General features: G+C 62.4%; 19 protein-coding genes and 1 tRNA gene. 8 read left to right on the top strand and 12 right to left on the bottom strand.

The features are described 5' to 3' along the window. Positions 1-78: 78 nt before the first annotated feature. Positions 79-768, bottom strand: coding sequence for a crotonase/enoyl-CoA hydratase family protein (locus OIU19_RS24180; protein WP_264237127.1), 690 nt, complete (start codon positions 766-768; stop codon positions 79-81). A gap of 288 nt (positions 769-1,056) precedes the next feature. Here OIU19_RS24180 and OIU19_RS24185 point away from each other — a divergent pair. Continuing rightward, positions 1,057-1,146, top strand: a tRNA-Ser gene (locus OIU19_RS24185). A 228-nt stretch (positions 1,147-1,374) separates the two neighbouring features. On the opposite strand, the gene OIU19_RS24190 is transcribed toward OIU19_RS24185, so the two are convergent. The 3 genes from OIU19_RS24190 to OIU19_RS24200 all read right to left on the bottom strand — a co-directional run bounded on the left by OIU19_RS24190 (position 1,375) and on the right by OIU19_RS24200 (position 5,356). After that, positions 1,375-3,510, bottom strand: coding sequence for a TonB-dependent siderophore receptor (locus OIU19_RS24190; RefSeq protein WP_264237128.1), 2,136 nt, complete (start codon positions 3,508-3,510; stop codon positions 1,375-1,377). Positions 3,511-3,667: 157 nt separating this feature from the next. Next, positions 3,668-4,045 (bottom strand): hypothetical protein, encoded by a 378-nt coding sequence (locus tag OIU19_RS24195; RefSeq protein WP_264237129.1) that lies wholly within the window; start codon positions 4,043-4,045, stop codon positions 3,668-3,670. 123 nt (positions 4,046-4,168) lie between these two features. Then, positions 4,169-5,356 (bottom strand): MFS transporter, encoded by a 1,188-nt coding sequence (locus OIU19_RS24200; RefSeq protein ID WP_264237131.1) that lies wholly within the window; start codon positions 5,354-5,356, stop codon positions 4,169-4,171. 108 nt (positions 5,357-5,464) lie between these two features. On the opposite strand from OIU19_RS24200, the gene OIU19_RS24205 reads away from it, so the two are divergent. After that, the gene (locus OIU19_RS24205; protein ID WP_264237132.1) at positions 5,465-6,337 is read left to right on the top strand and encodes a LysR family transcriptional regulator; all 873 of its coding nucleotides are present in this window, start codon (positions 5,465-5,467) and stop codon (positions 6,335-6,337) included. Between the two features lie 68 nt (positions 6,338-6,405). On the opposite strand, the gene OIU19_RS24210 is transcribed toward OIU19_RS24205, so the two are convergent. Continuing rightward, positions 6,406-7,155 (bottom strand): 3-oxoacyl-ACP reductase family protein, encoded by a 750-nt coding sequence (locus OIU19_RS24210; RefSeq protein WP_372353345.1) that lies wholly within the window; start codon positions 7,153-7,155, stop codon positions 6,406-6,408. Positions 7,156-7,272: 117 nt separating this feature from the next. Here OIU19_RS24210 and OIU19_RS24215 point away from each other — a divergent pair, with 117 nt between their 5' ends. Further along, on the top strand, positions 7,273-8,211 hold the full coding sequence (locus OIU19_RS24215) for a LysR family transcriptional regulator (protein WP_264237133.1): 939 nt from the start codon (positions 7,273-7,275) through the stop codon (positions 8,209-8,211). Between the two features lie 51 nt (positions 8,212-8,262). Here the strand turns inward: OIU19_RS24215 and OIU19_RS24220 are convergent, their stop codons facing one another. Further along, the gene (locus tag OIU19_RS24220) at positions 8,263-8,745 is read right to left on the bottom strand and encodes a GreA/GreB family elongation factor (protein WP_264237134.1); all 483 of its coding nucleotides are present in this window, start codon (positions 8,743-8,745) and stop codon (positions 8,263-8,265) included. 2 nt (positions 8,746-8,747) lie between these two features. Further along, positions 8,748-9,140, bottom strand: coding sequence for a hypothetical protein (locus OIU19_RS24225; RefSeq protein ID WP_264237135.1), 393 nt, complete (start codon positions 9,138-9,140; stop codon positions 8,748-8,750). A gap of 133 nt (positions 9,141-9,273) precedes the next feature. Here OIU19_RS24225 and earP point away from each other — a divergent pair, with 133 nt between their 5' ends. Beyond that, positions 9,274-10,407: an elongation factor P maturation arginine rhamnosyltransferase EarP gene (gene earP / locus OIU19_RS24230; protein ID WP_264237136.1), complete on the top strand. Its 1,134-nt coding sequence runs from the start codon at positions 9,274-9,276 to the stop codon at positions 10,405-10,407. Between the two features lie 48 nt (positions 10,408-10,455). Further along, a complete protein-coding gene (gene efp, locus OIU19_RS24235; protein ID WP_264237137.1) occupies positions 10,456-11,028 on the top strand; it encodes an elongation factor P in 573 nt (190 codons plus the stop codon). A gap of 73 nt (positions 11,029-11,101) precedes the next feature. On the opposite strand, the gene OIU19_RS24240 is transcribed toward efp, so the two are convergent. The 3 genes from OIU19_RS24240 to OIU19_RS24250 all read right to left on the bottom strand — a co-directional run bounded on the left by OIU19_RS24240 (position 11,102) and on the right by OIU19_RS24250 (position 13,126). After that, a complete protein-coding gene (locus OIU19_RS24240; RefSeq protein WP_264237138.1) occupies positions 11,102-11,530 on the bottom strand; it encodes an organic hydroperoxide resistance protein in 429 nt (142 codons plus the stop codon). Between the two features lie 129 nt (positions 11,531-11,659). Further along, positions 11,660-12,115: a MarR family winged helix-turn-helix transcriptional regulator gene (locus OIU19_RS24245; RefSeq protein WP_264237139.1), complete on the bottom strand. Its 456-nt coding sequence runs from the start codon at positions 12,113-12,115 to the stop codon at positions 11,660-11,662. A gap of 54 nt (positions 12,116-12,169) precedes the next feature. Then, positions 12,170-13,126, bottom strand: coding sequence for a LysR family transcriptional regulator (locus OIU19_RS24250; RefSeq protein ID WP_264237140.1), 957 nt, complete (start codon positions 13,124-13,126; stop codon positions 12,170-12,172). A gap of 112 nt (positions 13,127-13,238) precedes the next feature. On the opposite strand from OIU19_RS24250, the gene OIU19_RS24255 reads away from it, so the two are divergent. Next, complete coding sequence (locus OIU19_RS24255) at positions 13,239-13,988, top strand: sulfite exporter TauE/SafE family protein (protein WP_264237141.1); 750 nt, start codon at positions 13,239-13,241, stop codon at positions 13,986-13,988. 87 nt (positions 13,989-14,075) lie between these two features. Here OIU19_RS24255 and OIU19_RS24260 read toward each other — a convergent pair whose 3' ends face one another. Further along, positions 14,076-14,930 (bottom strand): LysR substrate-binding domain-containing protein, encoded by an 855-nt coding sequence (locus tag OIU19_RS24260; protein WP_264237142.1) that lies wholly within the window; start codon positions 14,928-14,930, stop codon positions 14,076-14,078. A 96-nt stretch (positions 14,931-15,026) separates the two neighbouring features. Here OIU19_RS24260 and OIU19_RS24265 point away from each other — a divergent pair, with 96 nt between their 5' ends. Beyond that, entirely contained in the window at positions 15,027-15,245 is a 219-nt protein-coding gene (locus OIU19_RS24265; RefSeq protein WP_264237143.1) for a DUF1127 domain-containing protein, read from the top strand. Positions 15,246-15,338: 93 nt separating this feature from the next. On the opposite strand, the gene OIU19_RS24270 is transcribed toward OIU19_RS24265, so the two are convergent. Then, positions 15,339-16,685, bottom strand: a complete 1,347-nt coding sequence (locus OIU19_RS24270) for a class II 3-deoxy-7-phosphoheptulonate synthase (RefSeq protein WP_264237144.1) — start codon at positions 16,683-16,685, stop codon at positions 15,339-15,341. 121 nt (positions 16,686-16,806) lie between these two features. On the opposite strand from OIU19_RS24270, the gene OIU19_RS24275 reads away from it, so the two are divergent. After that, positions 16,807-17,562, top strand: a complete 756-nt coding sequence (locus OIU19_RS24275) for a spermidine synthase (RefSeq protein WP_264237145.1) — start codon at positions 16,807-16,809, stop codon at positions 17,560-17,562. Positions 17,563-17,631 lie beyond the last annotated feature (69 nt).

Here is a 17,631-nt window from a genome sequence, read left to right on the forward strand (position 1 = left end):
AGTGTTGGCTTCATCGTAGGGCAAGCCCGCACCTACACGATGTGTGGGTGGGCGCGCCCCGCGATGAGGCCGGGAGGATCAGCCCATATGTTCCTGATCACGAATAATCGCGTCATCCAGCAGCTCCAGCAGTGCTTTGCGCACTTTGAGCTTGGTGTTCTTGTGCGCCAGCATGTTGAGCTTCTTCAAGTCGCGCGCCACGTGCAGTGCTGTCTCGTGCAACTGCTCGGCCGGCACCACCTTGTCGAGGAAGCCGGCATCCAGCGCGTCCTTAGGGTCGAACATCTCGGCATTGATCACCGAGCGGTGGAACGCCGAGCGGCGCAGGCGATCGCGGGCCAGCTCGATACCGGCGTAGTGCATGGTCATACCGATCTGCACTTCGTTCAGGCCGATCTTGTACGGCCCTTCGACACCGATACGATAGTCGCCTGACAGCAGCAGGAAGGCGCCTTTGGCGACTGCATGGCCTGGGCAGGCAACGATTACCGGGAAGGGGTGCGAGAGCAGGCGACGGGCCAGGGTGGAGCCCGCGGTGACTAGGCCAACGGCTTGTTGGGGGCCAGAGGTCATGACTTTCAGGTCGTAGCCGCCGGAAAGGATGCCTGGCTGGCCGGTGATGATCACCACTGCACGGTCGGCTACTGCCTGGTCCAGGGCGGCGTTGAAGGCGGTGATGACATCCGGCGAAATGGCGTTGACCTTGCCGTTGTTCAGGGTCAGGGTGGCGATGCCGTCTTCGGCATGGTAGGTAATCAGCTCGCTCATGGCAGAGTCCTTTGGATGGCGTGGCAATGACGTTACCCAGCACGGGGGAGCAGGTAAAGCAGTAAGGCTGACTGATCAGTCAGACATTGGCCGCTATGCCTTGCCGCTTGGGTGCGCAGTCCAGGCCACAGGTAAAAGTGCTGGGTACAATGGCAGCATTGCCCTGGCCGGCCGATTTTTCGCTCGATATGCTTAAGCGCATGAAAATTCTGAAAAAAACGCTTGCCAAGATTACAGCCTTCAACTAAATTAGCGCGCCTCGACAGGCTGAATAGCTTGAAGAGAAACGGTGAAGTGTCCGAGTGGTCGAAGGAGCACGCCTGGAAAGTGTGTATACGAGAAATCGTATCAAGGGTTCAAATCCCTTCTTCACCGCCACATTCTACGAGAAGCCCCCGAACTGAAAGGTTCGGGGGCTTTTTGTTTTGCGGTGCGTTTTAGAGGGTATTCAGGGCTGGTTAAATGCAGCGCAGCTGCTGGCGCTATCGCGGGGCAAGCCCGCTCCCACGCTAGATCGACCTCGAACCTGCGTGGGAGATCAACCCCAAACCTGCGTGGGAGCGGGCTTGCCCCGCGATAGCGCCAGCACTGGCACCACTCAACCCATCAAAAACTCACTGTCGCTGACAAGCGTGCGGTACGCGGCGCGCCCTGGAACAGGTAGTTGTCGCCCAGGTAATCCCCCACATCCCGCCAGTAACGCTTGTCAAAGACGTTATCCACGGTCAGGCGCAGCACCGTGTCGTACCCGCCAACCACGGTGCGGTAGCGGCTACCGACATCGAACACGGTATAACCACCCACCTCGACGTTGCCCGCCTGACTTGCGTACTTGCTGGCGCTGTAGCGCGCTCCGCCGAGCAGCGCGAAACCCGCGACCGGCAGGCTGTATTCGGCCTGCAACGCGGCGCGCAGCTTGGGCACGTTGATCGCCTGATGGCCTTCGTAGGCATCGGTGCCGCTGTTCTGCACGCGGGCGCGGATCGCTGCGGCACTGGCCTGGATCTGCAAGCGCGAAGTGACCCAGCCGCTGGCGCCGAGCTCAAGGCCGGTGTTCTTTTGTTGGCCCTGTTGCACGTAGGTGAAACCAGTGGCGTCGGGGCGGGCGTACTGGTAGGCCTGGCGGATCTGGAACAGCGCGGCACTCAAGCTCATGCCCTGCCAGTCGCGCTTGATGCCCACTTCCACTTGCCGTGACAGGGTCGGGGCGAGGATCTCGAATCTATTGTCCGCGAACCAAGGCGCGGTGCCGCCAGCGGATAGCCCTTTGGAATAGCTGGCATACAGCGTGGTGTCTGGCTGCGGCTTGTAGATCAACGCCGCGTTGGGCAGCAATTGATACTGCTGGGTATGCCGGCCGGCCAGGCCAGTTTCATCCCAGGTCTTCTCATCCAGGCGGACTTCACGCGCGCCGAGCACGGTTTGCCAGTGTTCGTTGAAGGTGATGCGGTCGCTGAAAAATACCCCGTACTGGCGGCTGTCCAGGCGGCGTTCACTGGAGCCGATGGGGCGTTCAGAAGGGGCCACGGCAGGTGCGCCGGAGTAGATGTTGCCGCTGCCAACTAGCTCGTTGTAATACGTGCGCTGATCGAGGGTACGACGCTGGGCGCTGGTGCCAACGGTTAGCTCATGGCCCAGGCCCAATCCATCGAAACGGCCGTTCAGCATAGCCTGTGCCTCGTCGATACGGCGGGTATCATCGGGGCTGCGGAAGTCATAGATGTCGTAGTCACCCTCCGGGCTGAAGTGGGACTTCATGCCACCTTCGCTGCCCCAGGCGAACGAGCTGTAGTCATCGATCACCACCTTGCTGCGCGAAGCGCTCAAGGTGCCGGTCCAGTCGTCATTGAAACGGTACTCGAAGCGCCCGCCGAGGTTCAGCGAGTCGTTCTGTACTGGCTTGGCCCAGTGCTGATAAGCCAGCCGGTCATCCGGGTCAATGCCGTGCGGCAGCTCGCTGCCACCCAGCAACTGATAGCCCGGTACTGATCGCTGTTCGCGGTGCTGATATTCAGCGTCCAGTTGCAGGGTGGCATTGGCGCTGATCTGCCAGTCGAACGCTAGCGAGGCGAAGTCGCGCTTGCCATCGGCATGATCGACGTAGGAGCGGATGTCCTCATGGGCCAGGTTGGCGCGCAGGCCAAATTGCCGCTCACTGCCAAACCAGCCGCCCAGGTCGGTGGCCAGGTAGCGCTCGCCTTGCTCGTTGGTCGAGACCGTGACGCTGCGTACGTCTTCTGCGCGCTTGGTCACGTAATTGATCAGCCCGCCGGGTTCGGCCACGCCGCTCTGCAACCCCGACAGCCCCTTGAGCAGCTCGACCTGCTGCTTGTTCTCCAGCGCCACGTTCTGCTCGCCGACCACGGTCTGGCCGTTGATCTTGTAGCTGCTGGCGGCGTTGAGCTCAAAGCCGCGCACGTTGAAGTTCTCGTAGTAGCCGATCGGCGCATAGCTTTCGCCAACCGAGGCATCGCTTTGCAGCACCTCGCTGAGCTTGCGCACCTGGCGGTCTTGCAGCAACTGTTGGCTGAACACGCTGATCGACGCCGGGGTGTCGAGCAGCGGCGCTGGCTGAAAGCCGCCCACCAGGGCCTCGCGCGGTTGGTAGCCGCCGTCGCCATACAGCTCCGAGATACGCACTGGGGCCAGGGTCACGCTGTCGTCGGCAAGGCCATGGCCGCTGTGCAGGGCAAGGCCCAGGCTGAGCAGGCTCAGGGGCAGACGAGGGCGAAGCGAGGTCATGCGGGCTCCTTGATGGGCATACGCGCCGTTGTCGGTCGGCTGTTATTGGGGTAGGGCGGGGCAGATAAAAAGGGCGCCATGTTAGCAGGCACAGATGCGCTGAGCGCCCCTATTTCAGGAGCGCTCAGGCAAATAGACGTTCAGGGTCTGGTGTGATTCAGGCGGCCGGGCGACGTTGGTGCTGACGCCAATTGTCGTCGATTTTCGACCAGGTCTTGCCATCAGTGATGGCCATCAGCTTGCGACCATCCTTGAAGGTGGCGAGGAAGGTCGCTTCTTCTTCCTTGCCACCCAGCCAGAGGCCGGCGATCAGCCCGACTGGGCCGGCCACCAACGCGCCGGCAACGCCCCAGCCAAGGGCGGTGCCCAGGCTGCGGTTGGTTTCCAGGCTGGCCAGCTTGAGTTCCTTGATCCGCGCCAGCGAGATCCGCTCGCCAGGCGAAGGGCTGCGTGGGGTCTTGAGTGTGAGCGATCCATTGCGATACTCGCCTTCACCTAGCAAGAAATCGCCGGATTGCACCGTGAGTCTTGTCATTGGGTCGTCCTGTCAGTGGGAGGGCTGTTGACCACCACCTATGCAGCTCTTTGCCTGTGAGCAAGTCAACGGCAAGGCGACGGAGGGTCGTGCGGTCGCTTGTCGCGTCAGCCGCTGGCCTGTTCAAACCGCTTGAATCAGCACCTTGCGCTTGCGCTCTGCCAGCCCCCAAACCACCAGGGCCAAGCTGCCGATCAGCAGCCCGGCGACGACGATCCCCAACCATCCCTGACGTTCGAACAGTTGCGTGCCCAGCAGCGAACCTAATGCGCCACCGATGAAGTAGCAGGTGATATAGCCGGCATTGAGCCGCGTGCGTGCCTCTGGCCGCAAACCGATCACCGCATTCTGATTACTCACGTGCACCAGCTGCACGGCCAGGTCCAGCACCAGCACGCCGACCAACAGCGCCAGCAGCGAATGCTCGGCAAAGCCCAGTGGTATCCACGACAGCAGCAAGGCGATCAGTCCGACCGTGGTGCCCAGCGAGCCCTTGCCGCGATCAGCCAGGCGCCCAGCCCAGTTGGCCGACAGCGCGCCCGCAGCGCCGGCCAAACCGAACAGACCGATCACCGCGTCGGAGTAGTGATACGGCTCGCGCGCCAGCAGAAACGCCAGTGGCGTCCAGAACAGCCCGAACAGGCTGAACGCCAGCAGCCCCAGCAGTGAGCGCAAGCGCAGCACCGGCTGTTCGATGAACAGACGAAATACCGAGCCGATCAACGCCGGGTATTTCAGCCCGGCATGGCTGTTGTGTTGTGGCAGGCTGCGGTACAGGGCGATGGCGCTGACGGCCATCAGTACTGCCGCCAGCACATAGATACTGCGCCAGCCACCCAGCTCGGCCATGAAGCCTGCGGCGGTACGCGCCAGCAGGATACCCAGCAACAGCCCGCTCATCAGCGTGCCCACCGCGCGCCCACGATGCTCTGGGGCGGTCAGGCTGGCGGCCATGGGCACCAGGATCTGCGCCACGACCGAGAACAACCCGGTCAAGGCGGTGCCGAACAGCAGCCACGGCAGGCTGGGGGCACAGGCGCTGATGATCAGGCCAAGGGTAGAAATGCCGATCATGATCACGATCAAACGGCGTTGTTCGAACAGATCGCCCAGCGGCGCCAGCAGCAACAGGCCGGCGCCATAGCTGAGCTGCGCGGCGATGACGATGGTGCCGGCACTGGCGGTGCTCAGGCCGAACTGCTCGGCGATGCTGTGTAGCAGTGGCTGGGCGTAGTAGTTGCTGGCCACGGCCAGGCCGGTGGCAGTCGCCATCAGCAGGATCAGGGCACGACTGAGGGTCGGGGCGTTCATGGTGGTTCTCATTGCGGGCAGTAGGAAAGTGCGCTCAGTATCGGTAAGTATCTGGGATGACACCAATGTATAGTTTTCACATTATCTATCTCGATTACAGATCAATCCATGAATCTCAAGCAGCTCGAATATGCCTTGGCCGTAGCCGATACCGGCAGTTTCACCCGCGCCGCCGAGCGCTGCCATGTGGTGCAGTCGGCGCTTAGTCATCAGGTGGCACGGCTGGAGGCGCAGTTGGGCGTCAGTCTGTTCGAGCGTACCTCGCGGCGGGTGCGCCTGACCCCGGCTGGCGAAGCCTTCGTGCTCAGCGCGCGGCCAGCGCTGGAGGCTGCCCAGCGCATTGCCGATGACGTGGCGGCTGCCTGTGGGCAGGTGCGCGGGCGGCTGTCGATCGGTGAGATCAGTTCGTTGACGGCGCTCGACCTGGTCGATCTGCTGGCGCTGTTTCATGCGCGTTATCCGGCGGTGGACGTGCGCTGGCTGACCGCCAAGAGTGAGTTGCTGGTGGCCGATGTCTGTGAGCGGCGCCTGGATGTAGGTTTTATCGGCTTGTGGCAGGGCGAAGTGTTGCAGGGCGTGCACCATCGTTTGTTGGGCCGGGAAGAACTGGTCGCAGTGCTGCCGCCTGGGCATACCTTGGCAAGACGTGAGCGGCTGGCCTTGGCCGATATTGCCGATCAGGTGTTGGTCGACTTTCCCGAAGGCACTGGTGCCCGGCGCCAGACCGATGAGGCCTTCCAGGCGGCAGGATTGGTGCATCGGGTTCAGTTCGAGATCGGCCATATTCGCCTGGTGGAAAAGTTTGTCCAGCGTGGCCTGGCGATCGGGCTGGTGCCGGAACGGATTGCCAATGAGTTTGCTGGGGTCGGTGTGGCTCGCTTGGATGATGCCCCTGTGCGGCATTTGTATGCGGTGTGGTCGAGCAGTCCGACCCCAGCAGCGCGCGCATTCCTTGAGGTGTTGGAACAAAGCCTGACCTAGTACCCACTCTCACCCCCTCTCTTTGTAGGCACGGCGCACCGCCGCGGCTACAAAGAGAGGGGCATCCCTCAGGCAGAGAAACCACCATCAGCGGTCAAGCTCGCGCCAGTGATGTATCCAGCCTCAGGCCCAGCGAGATAGGCGACGAAGCTGGCGATCTCTTCGACATGGCCATAGCGCCCAATCGCCATTAGCGGAATCAAGCTCTCGGCAAAATCCCCCGCGGCCGGGTTCATGTCGGTGTCGACGGGCCCAGGCTGTACGTTGTTGACGGTAATCCCCTGCGGCCCAAGGTCACGCGCCAGGCCCTTGGTCAGGCCAACCAGCGCCGACTTGCTCATCGCATACGGCGCGCCACCGGCAAACGGCATGCGCTCGGCATTAGTGCTGCCGATATTGATGATCCGGCCACCTTGGCCCATGTGCCGGGCAGCGGCTTGGCTGGCAACGAACACACTGCGCACGTTGACGGCGAGGATCCGGTCGAAGTCGGCCAGGTCGAACTCGGCCACTGGCGCCACCGCCAGCACACCTGCGTTGTTGACCAGGATGTCGAGCCTACCGAATGCCTTAACGGTCGCCTCCACGGCCTGCTGCACAGCGCTGGCATCGGCACTGTCGGCGCGCAGGGCCAAGGCTTTGCCGCCAGCATCGTTGATTTCTGCTGCCAGGGCTTCGGCGGGGCCTGCCGAGCTGACATAGGTAAAGGCCACCTGCGCCCCTTCCTTGGCCAGGCGGCGCACGATCGCCGCACCGATGCCGCGCGAACCGCCCTGGACCAGGGCTACCTTGGTGTCGAGAGTAAGTGACTGGGACATGCTGATCTCCTGCAAGTGAAAGGCTGGATGCCTTGGGATGGGAGAAGTATCGGCTGTGGATTACCTGCTGATAAGATGGCAATCGCGATCAGCAGAGTAAACCTGAGGTTGGTAATCATGGCCATGGAGTCGTTCAGCACGCTGGAGTGCTTTATTCGCAGCGCCGAGGTCGGCAGCTTCGCCGAGGCTGCCCGACGCCTGAGTCTGACCCCGGCAGCGGTGGGCAAGAACGTCGCCCAGCTGGAGGCGCGGCTGGGTGTGCGACTGTTCCAGCGTAGTACGCGCAAGCTGACCCTGACCGAAGCGGGGCAGCGATTTCTCGCCGAGGTGAGCGACAGCTTTCGCACCATTCAATACGCCATGGCCAACCTGGCCAGCGCCGAAGGCCAGCCGGCCGGGCTGTTGCGGGTGAGCATGGGAACGGTTTTCGGGCGTTTGTACGTGCTGCCGCTACTGGCTGAATTTCTTCAGCGCTACCCGGCGATCACTCCCGACTGGCACTTCGACAACCGGCAGGTCGACCTGATTGGCCAAGGCTTCGATGCGGCGATCGGCGGCGGTTTCGATCTGCCGCCGGGGGTGGTAGCGCGCAGGCTGACCCCGGCACACCGAGTGCTGGTCGCATCGCCGGCTTATCGCCAGCAGTATGGGCCTATCGAGCAGCCAGAAGACTTGCCCCGCCACGCTGGGATTTTGATCCGCTCGCCGCAAACCGGCCGCGTGCGCTCCTGGCCGCTGACCAGTCGCTGGCAGGAGCAACGGCCCTTGCAGCTGCGTCAGGCCATGACCATGAGTGACTCCGACGCCGCCTGCGCGGTGGCTGAACAGGGTTTGGGCATCGCCCTGGTCAGCCTGCCGTTTGCCGTGCCTTACCTGACCTCAGGCAGGCTGCAGCGCGTGTTGCCGGACTGGTATGTGGATGATGGCAACATCAGTCTCTATTACGCCGAGCACAAGCTGTTGCCGGGCAAGACCCGGGCGTTCATCGATTTCGTGGTGGAGCGGTTTGCGCGGCAGGGGCTGGCGAAGCGCTTTGATGCGCTGGAGGTGCTATAGAAGGCACCAGTGCCGATCTTGTGGCAGCGGGCTTGCCCCGATGAGGCCAGGTCAGACGACATCGATCACAATCGACACCTGTGCCACCCCAGCCACCTGCATACTCACCTCATCATCAACCCGCTTGCCGATCAACAACTGCCCCAGCGGAGAACGTGGCGTAATCACGGTGACCATCTGCTGGCCCTCGCCAATCTTCAGCCCAGCCCCTTGCGGCCCGAGAAACAGCATCCTCTGGTTACCCTGCTCATCTTCCAAAGTCACCAGGTTACTGATCTGAATGCCCTGCGCCGGATCATAGTCACGCATGATCAACCGCTGATACGTCAGCAACGCCTGGCGAATCTCGGCGGTGCGCCGCGCTTGCCCGGTGGCCAGGTACGAAGCCTCAAGGCCGAGCGTGTCGTACTTGTTTTCGGCGATGTTCTCTTCGGCCGTGGCTGTTTCATAGGCGGTCTGGGCGGCGCGGCGCAGCACTTCGACGTCGTCTTCCAGGGTTTGCACGATGCGCGCGAGCAGGGTGGTCTTGTTCATGGTCAGTAGCAAAACTCCAGCACGTTGGCCTGGCTCTTGTCGGTTGGGGCGGTGCGGTTTTGTTGCAGCCAGAACTGACACTTGGGATTGTTCAGGTTGCGCGGGTTGCCTTGGGCGGCATCAGCGGCCTGTTGCGCCTCTTGCTGGTGGAGGATGTCCTTGTACCGCTCGAACATTTGCGCCTGGGCATCGGCGGGCGGTGCCGGTGGCGGGGCAGGTGCGACGATTGCTGGCGCCACTGCGTGGGCGACTGGCGTCACCTGTTCAGGCCACCAGCGCAGTGCCAGCCACAGGCTCAGGCCAATGGCGACGGCGCCCAGCCACAGGCCCAAGGCCACGCAGAGGATCAATTGTACGGGCTTGAGGGTAATCTTCAGTTCGCGGCGGCGGTACATGGCGGCCTCCTGGCAGGGCGGGTCATGCCGGCATTGTCGCATGGGGGGCGAGAAATATTCAGCGCCAGTGCTTTTGTCAGCCAGCATTTATCCGCACAATCGGCGGTTTTTCCGCGCGGCGAGGGAAGTGGGCATGAAAACCACGTGGGACATTTTCTGCGCGGTCGTCGACAACTACGGCGATATTGGCGTGACCTGGCGCCTGGCCCGCCAGTTGGTGGCCGAGCATGACCTGGCGGTGCGCCTGTGGGTCGATGACCTGAACGCCTTCGTCCGCCTGTGCCCAGAGGCCGACGCCAGCGCCGAGCAGCAATGCCAGCAGGGTGTTGACGTGCGCCATTGGCCGGCTGACTGGCAGGGCGCTGCCCCGGCGCAGGTGGTGGTTGGGGCCTTCGCCTGCGTATTGCCGGCGGCCTATGTCGAGGCGATGCGCGCGCAAGCCACGCCGCCGCTATGGCTTAACCTTGACTATCTGAGCGCTGAAGATTGGGTGGAGGGCTGCCATGGCCTGCCGTCGCCTCAGGCCAACGGCCTGCGCAAGATGTTCTTCTTCCCAGGGTTTACCGCAAACACCGGGGGGCTGCTGCGCGAAGCCTCGCTGCTGGCGCGCCGCGATGCTTTCCAGCAAACGCCTGGCGAGCGGACGAGGTTTCTTCAGGGGCTTGGCGTGCAGGTTGAACCGTCGGCGCGGTTGATCTCCCTGTTCGCCTATGAAAACCCGCAGTTGGCCAATTGGCTCGATGTGCTAGCGGCAGATCTGCAGCCCAGCCATTTGCTGGTGCCGCAAGGGCGGGTGCTGGCTGATCTCGCTTGCTGGTTGGGCGAGGCGCACTTGCCGGTTGGGGCAATCCACCAGCGTGGCGCCCTGACGGTGCAGGTGCTGCCTTTCGTCAGCCAGGACGACTACGACAAGTTGCTCTGGGCGTGCGACTTCAACGCCGTGCGCGGCGAGGATTCATTCGTCCGCGCGCAGTGGGCGGGGGCGCCGATGCTCTGGCACATCTATGTGCAGGAAGAAAACGCCCACTGGGAAAAACTCGAAGCGTTTCTTGGCCATTATCGTCGCGGCTTGTCGGACGCTGCCGCAGGGGCTCTGAGCGATTTGTGGCGCGCCTGGAACATGGATCAAGACATGGCCCAGGCCTGGCAAGCGCTGCAACCGCACTGGCCGCAGTTGCGCCAGCATGCCCGTGACTGGGCCGCAGAACAGGCCACTCGGCCGGACCTTGCCACGGCGCTAGTACACTTTTACCGAAATTCGCTATGATACGCGGCCTCGATTTTTATAAATCCATCCAGATTCGGATACTTCGCAATGAAAACTGGTAAAGAAATCAAACCTGGTACCGTTCTGCGCATCGATAACGATCCGTGGTTGGTTCAGAAAGCTGAATTCACCAAATCGGGCCGTAACAGCGCGATCATGAAGACCAAGCTGAAGAACCTGCTGACCGGCTACAAGACCGAAACCGTCTACGGTGCCGACGACAAGCTGGACGACGTGATCCTGGATCGCAAAGAAGCCACCCTGTCGTTCATCAACGGTGACCAGTACACCTTCATGGACACCACCGACTACACCATGTACGAACTGAACGCCGAAGACATCGAGGCCGTTCTGCCGTACATCGAAGAAGGCATGGAAGACGTCTGTGAAGCTGTGTTCTTCGAAGAGCGCCTGGTTTCGGTTGAGCTGCCGACCACCATCAGCCGTCAGGTTGTCTACACCGAGAACGCTGCACGTGGCGATACCTCGGGTAAGGTCATGAAGCCTGCCAAGCTGAAGAACGGTACCGAGATTCAGGTTGCCGACTTCATCCAGATCGACGAGTGGATCGACATCGACACCCGCGACAACAGCTTCAAGGGCCGTTCCAAGAAGGCCTAACTTCTTGCGACCCGCAAAAAACCCGGCCTTGGCCGGGTTTTTTTGTGCCTGAAACAGTGTGAGGGCGGCTATTTCACACGGTCACATGCAGCCGCACATCTACATTGCCACGGGTGGCGTTGGAGTACGGGCAAACCTTGTGCGCCTTCTCTACCAGGCCTTCGGCTTCAGCCTGTTGCAGGCCAGGCAGGTTGATCTCCAGATCGATATCCAAGCCAAAGCCACCTGGGATCTGACCAATGCCAACCTTGGCAGTGATCGAGGCATCGGCCGGCAGTTGTTTCTTCTCTTGCCCGGCCACGAACTTCAGTGCGCCGATGAAGCAGGCCGAATAGCCAGCGGCGAACATTTGCTCGGGGTTGGTGCCTTCACCGCCTGCGCCACCCAGCTCTTTGGGGGTGCTCAGCTTGACTTGCAGCTTGCCGTCGCTGGAACGGGAAGTGCCATCGCGACCACCGGTGGAGGTTGCCTGGGCGATGTACAGGGGAGTGACCTTTTGCATCTTGAGCCTCGCTTGTGTGCTGTGCGCCGTGGCGCTGGGTGGGTGTGGGATTAAATTAGCGCGCAATTATTTAGTGCGCAAGATAAATCTTCCACCGTTCATCCGAACGGCCATTTCACAGCATAGTCCTCAGAGGCTCTTTTGCAGGCTGGCGCGCAGCTCCAGTAGGTCGGCTTGCAGCTGTTGCAGGCGCTCCAGGTCCAGTCCGCTGGCTTGCACAATGCACTGCGGTACGCGCTGGGCCTCGTCCTGTAGGGTGCGGCCTTTATCGGTGAGTTGCACCAGCACCACCCGTTCATCCTCGCGGCTGCGGGTGCGCTTGAGCAGACCCTCGCTCTCCAGGCGCTTGAGCAGCGGGGTCAGTGAGCCGGGGTCGGTGAGCAGGCGCTGGCTGATTTCACCCACGGTCAGGCCGTCCTGCTCCCACAACACGAGCATCGCCAAATACTGCGGGTAGGTCAGGCCCAGGGCCTGCAACAAGGGTTTGTAGACCTTGGTCATCAGCAACGAGGTGGAGTGCAGGGCGAAGCAGACCTGGTTGTCCAGCAGCAGCTCGGTGCAAGGGGCTTTATTGTCGGCGTTCATGCAGGTCCTTGAATTAATTCTGGTGAAAATTTAGCACGCTGATGGTTAGCGCGCTCATGACCAGCGTAATCCACTGCGCAACGCCTGATCCCAAGGTGGAACCGGGCTGAAGCGGCTCTTGAGAAATTCGAGCAGCAATCGACTGCGAGAGTTCGTTTCATGTTCCAGGCGTAGTGCATAGACGCCACTGGTTTCCGGCTGTGGCAAGCCGTTTTGGCAGAACAGCGGCAGCAATTCTCCGCGCAGCAGGTAGTCGCTGATCAGCCAGGTGGGCAGGTGCGCGATGCCTAAGCCGGCGAGCGCGCCGAACAGCAGGGTTTCGGCGTTGTTGGCCGACATGCGCATGCGTGCCGGGCGATACAGGCGGGTCTGGCCGTCCACGGCGAAGCGCCAGGCGAACGGTGGCGCCAGGCCGTCCCAGTCCAAGCCATCGTGTTCTGGCAGTTCGCTGGGGCAGGCCGGTACGCCGCGGCTGGCCAGATACCCCGGGCTGGCGCAGGCAATGCGCACCATGTAGGCCAACGGCGTGGCGACCAGGCGCGTATCGGCCAGTGGGCCTGCCCGCAGCACCAGGTCGACTTCGCCTAAGTGGCTGCCATGCAGGTCGACGAAGCTGTCGATCAGCCGCAGTTGCACGTCCAGGCCCGGGTAGGCCACGAGGAAGTCGGCGATCGCTGGGGCCAGGTGGCGCCGGCCAAAGGCTGCTGGGGCATCGATACGGATCAAACCTTCCGGGGCGTTGCTCAGTGACACCGCCTCGGCGCGTGCCAGGCGTAATTCTTCAACGATGCGCCGGGCGCGTTCGGCGAAAGCCTTGCCAGCCGGGGTCGCGCGCACCGCGTGGGTACTGCGTACGAACAGCCGGCTGCCTACGGCGCTTTCCAGGTTGTCGATGCGTCGCGCCACTGCTGAGGGGGTCAGCGGATGGCGGCGGGCGGCCGCGGAAAAGCTGCCTGACTCCAGCACATCGAGGAACAGGTTCAATTGTTCGGTAAGGGTATCGGGGCTCATGCTTGGTCTGCTTATGCGAGTTACGCATAGCCATTGTGCGTTGCTGTGCGTTTCCCCGCTAGCCTAGTGTGGGTAGCATGCGCGCATCGTGTAACCGGCGGATGAGGCCCTGATGATCGAGTGGTTGATGTATATCGTGTTGGGCGCCGCACTAGGCACCCTGGGTGGTTTGTTCGGGATTGGCGGCGGCTTGATCGCCATTCCGGCCCTCGGCGTGTTGTTTGGCCTGGATCAGCAACTGGCCCAAGGCACGGCGCTGGTGATGGTGGTGCCGAATGTGTTGTTGGCGCTGTGGCGCTACAACCAACGCAACCGCATCGAACTGCGCCATGCGCTGCCGTTATCGTTGTGCAGCTTGCTGTTTGCCTGGTTGGGCTCGATCTGGGCGGTGGGGATCGACGCTCACTCGATGCGCCTGGGCTTTGTCGGCTTCCTGGTGGCGTTGGCGGTGTGGAACGTTGCGCGGATGTTCATGCGCGTTACCCCGCCGAGCAGTGAGTTGCGCTATGCCTGGCCATGGCTTGGGGTGCTGGGCAGCTTTGCCGGAACCATGGGCGGGCTGTTCGGCGTAGGTGGGGCCGTGGTGGCGACGCCGATTCTGACCAGTGTGTTCGGTACTACCCAGGTGGTCGCGCAAGGGCTGTCGCTGGCACTGGCGGCGCCCAGCACGATGGTCACGCTGCTGACCTATGGGCTGCACCAGAGTGTGGTCTGGCAGGTGGGCGTTCCGCTGGCGGTCGGCGGGTTGCTCAGCATCAGCTGGGGGGTGAAGTTGGCGCATGCCCTGCCGGAAAAAGTCCTGCGCACGATGTTCTGCGTGTTCTTGGTGGTGTGCGCGGTGATGCTGGCTTACGAGCTCTAGAATTGATTGTGCTGTCAGTGCTGGCCCTATCGCGGGGCAAGCCCGCTCCCACGCGAGAAATGAACTGCGCCCCGCGATAGGGCAGTACTACACCGCAAACCCTTCGGTGATGTAGTCAGCCATGCAGTCAGTGATCGGCGACTGAGTCTGCGCATTGCGCAGCAACATCACATTGGCCAGCGGCAGCTGGGGTAGGCCGTCGGCTTCACCGAGAATGCGGATGTTGCCGCCGACCAGGCTCTGCAACTGCGCCGTCACCGCCAGGCCGGCCGTGACAATGGCAAAAATTGCCGCAAGGCTGGGGCTGGTATAGGCGATGCGATAATCGATGCCCTGGCTCTCCAGCGCATTGCAGGTCCAGGCCCGGCAGAAACAATCGGTGTTGAACAGCGCCAACGGCATCGGCCGCTGCTCCTGCGGACAAAAGCCCTGTGCCGCGGCCCAGACCAAGCGCTCCTGGCGCAGCAGCTGGCCTATCTCATTACCCGGCTCGCGGGTGACGATGGTCAGGTCCAGGTCCTGGCGCAGCATCAGCTGTTTCGACGAGTCGCAATGCACCTCGACCTGAATCAACGGATAGGCCTGGGCGAAGCTGGAAAGGATGCTCGGCAGAAAGCGCATGGCGTAGTCGTCAGGCGTGCCGATGCGCACCACCCCGACCATGTGCGGCATGCGCAAGGTGTTGAATACTTCGCCATGCAACTTGAGGATGCGCCGGGCATAGCCAAGCAGCACCTGGCCTTCGGCGGTCAGGCGCACCTGGCGGCCGTCGCGCTCGAACAGCTGGCGCTGGAGGATGTCTTCCTCAAGGCGCTTCATCTGCATGCTGACCGCCGACTGGGTGCGGTTGACCACTTCGCCTGCACGGGTGAAGCCGCCTTGCTCGGCGATGGCGACGAAGGTGCGTAGGACGTCCGAATCGAGGCTGTGGTACTGGGACATTGCATCAATCTCCGAGATGCATGGCATCAGAAACATTCGTTGGATTGATCGTATGCCTGGCGCGAGACTGAAGCCATCCACACGGAGGGCTTCACGATGAAAGGTCATGTCAGCATTACCCAGCAACCTGTCTTTTCTGTCGGCCACCTGCTGCATGAGGTGGGGCACCGGTTGGCGCGCTGGCATCAGCTGTATCGTCAGCGCCAGGAGCTGGCCGGGCTAAGTGATGCGACGCTTGCCGATCTGGGGTTGAGCCGGGCGGATATCCAGCGCGAGGCCGAGCGGCCGTTCTGGGATGATCCGCTGCGTAAGTAAGTGTCAGTACCGGCCTCGTCGCGGGGCAAGCCCGCGCCTGCACCCGCGATGAGGGCCGAACAATCGCTACAAAGATGATTGCCAGGCCTTAGCTCAGCGGCGCACCTGCTTCAGCGTCTCGGCAATCAAGAACGCCAGCTCCAGCGACTGATCAGCATTGAGCCGCGGATCGCAATGGGTGTGGTAGCGATCCGACAGCCCATCCTCGGTAATCGGCCGCGCCCCACCAATGCACTCGGTGACGTTCTGCCCGGTCATCTCGATGTGAATCCCGCCCGCATAAGAGCCTTCGGCCTGATGCACCTGGAAGAACTGCTTGACCTCATCGAGGATCTGGGCGAAGTCGCGGGTCTTGTAGCCACTGCTGGCCTTGATGGTATTGCCATGCATCGGGTCGGAGCTCCACAGCACCTTGCGCCCCTCGCGCTCGACGTTGCGAATGAGCCTTGGCAGGTGATCGCCGACCTTGCCCGCGCCCATCCGCACGATCAGGTTCAGGCGCCCTGGGTCGTTGTCCGGGTTGAGCGTATCGATCAGGCGGATCAACTCCTCAGGCTTCATGCTCGGCCCAACCTTGACGCCAATCGGGTTATGCACCCCGCGCAGAAACTCCACATGGGCGCCGTCGAGCTGGCGCGTGCGGTCGCCGATCCACAGCATGTGCGCCGAGCAATCGTAGAAATCGCCGGTCAGGCTGTCGCGTCGCACGAAAGCTTCTTCGTAATTGAGCAGCAGTGCTTCGTGGGCGGTGAAGAAGCTGGTTTCACGCAGTTGCGGCGCGCTGTCCAGGCCACAGGCGCGCATGAACGCCAGGGTCTCGTCGATACGGTCGGCCAGCTGGTGGTACTTCTCGGCCAGGGCGGAGTTGGCGATGAAATCCAGGTTCCACTTGTGTACCTGGTGCAAGTCGGCGAAACCACCCTGGGCGAAGGCGCGCAGCAAGTTGAGGCTGGCGGTGGCCTGGTGGTAGGCCTGCAGCAGGCGCTCAGGGTCGGGGATGCGGCTGGGCTCGTCGAAACCAATACCGTTGACGATATCGCCGCGATAGGCCGGCAGGGTCACTTGGCCGATGGTTTCGTCGCCCGCCGAGCGAGGCTTGGCGAATTGACCGGCCATGCGTCCGACTTTCACCACCGGGCAACCGGCGGCGAAAGTCATGACGATGGCCATCTGCAGCAACACCTTGAAGGTGTCGCGGATTTTTGCCGCGGAGAACTCGGCGAAGCTCTCGGCGCAATCACCGCCCTGGAGCAGGAATGCGCGGCCCTGGGTGACCTCGGCAAACTGCCGGCGCAACTCCCGCGCCTCGCCCGCGAAAACCAAGGGTGGGTAGCTGGCCAGGGTCTGCTCGACCTTGAGCAGGTGCGCAGCGTCTGGGTAGGTCGGTTGCTGCTGGATCGGCAGGGCGCGCCAGCTTTCAGGGCTCCACGGTTGCTTCATCACGGGCTCGGTATGGTCTGTTATGGGCTGTCTGTCATGGTATCAGCTGGCGAGCCGCTTGTTGCACCGGGGGCATTGACGGACAATGGCGGTTTTGTGCGCAGGTCAGGCGGGAGTGGCAATGTCCAACGAGCGGGAAGAGCGGCTGCTGGCGCGGGTCGAGGATGCCTTTGGCGTTGTCAGCGTCTACGAAGTCGAGGACTACCGTTTTCTTGAGTTCGGCGATGCCATCGAGCAGAGCTGCGTGTTCACTGCCGACCCCAGCTGGCTGGAGTATGACTACACCCGCGCGATGCTGCTGGGCGCGTTGTGCCATCCGCAGCCGGAGAGTGCGCTGTTTCTTGGGCTGGGTGCCGGCACCCTGACCCAGGCCTGCCTGAAGTTCCTGCCGTTGGAAGATGTCGAGGCCATCGAACTGCGCCCGGATGTGCCGCGCCTGGCCATGGAGTACCTGGGGCTGGATGACGATCCGCGCCTGTACGTGCGGGTGGGCGATGCGCTCGAACTGCTGGCGAGTGCAGAAAAGGCCGACCTGATCTTCGTTGACCTGTATACCGACCATGGTCCGGGTGTCGGGCATCTGGCCTGGGGTTTTCTGGAAAACTGCCAGAAGCAGCTTAACGCCGGCGGTTGGCTGGTGATCAACCAATGGGCCGGCGATGACGGCAAGCCGCTGGGTGCGGCGCTGTTGCGTGGATTGTATCACCGCCATTACTGGGAGCTGCCGGTCAAGGAGGGCAACGTGATCCTGTTCGTGCCGGCCGAGCTTGAGCAGCAGCTGGATATCGATCAACTGCGCGGGCGGGCCGAGGCGTTGGCGCCGCAGCTGGGATACAGCCTTGAGTACCTGATCAAAGAGGTGCGGCCGGCGACCTGATGCTGGCTTCGAAACCCCACGATCACTGGGGCAGCGGGCTTGCCCGCGAAGAAAGCACCACAACCTGAA

The sequence above is a fragment of the Pseudomonas sp. BT-42-2 genome (genome assembly GCF_025847435.2).
GTDB classification, from domain to species: domain Bacteria; phylum Pseudomonadota; class Gammaproteobacteria; order Pseudomonadales; family Pseudomonadaceae; genus Aquipseudomonas; species Aquipseudomonas urmiensis.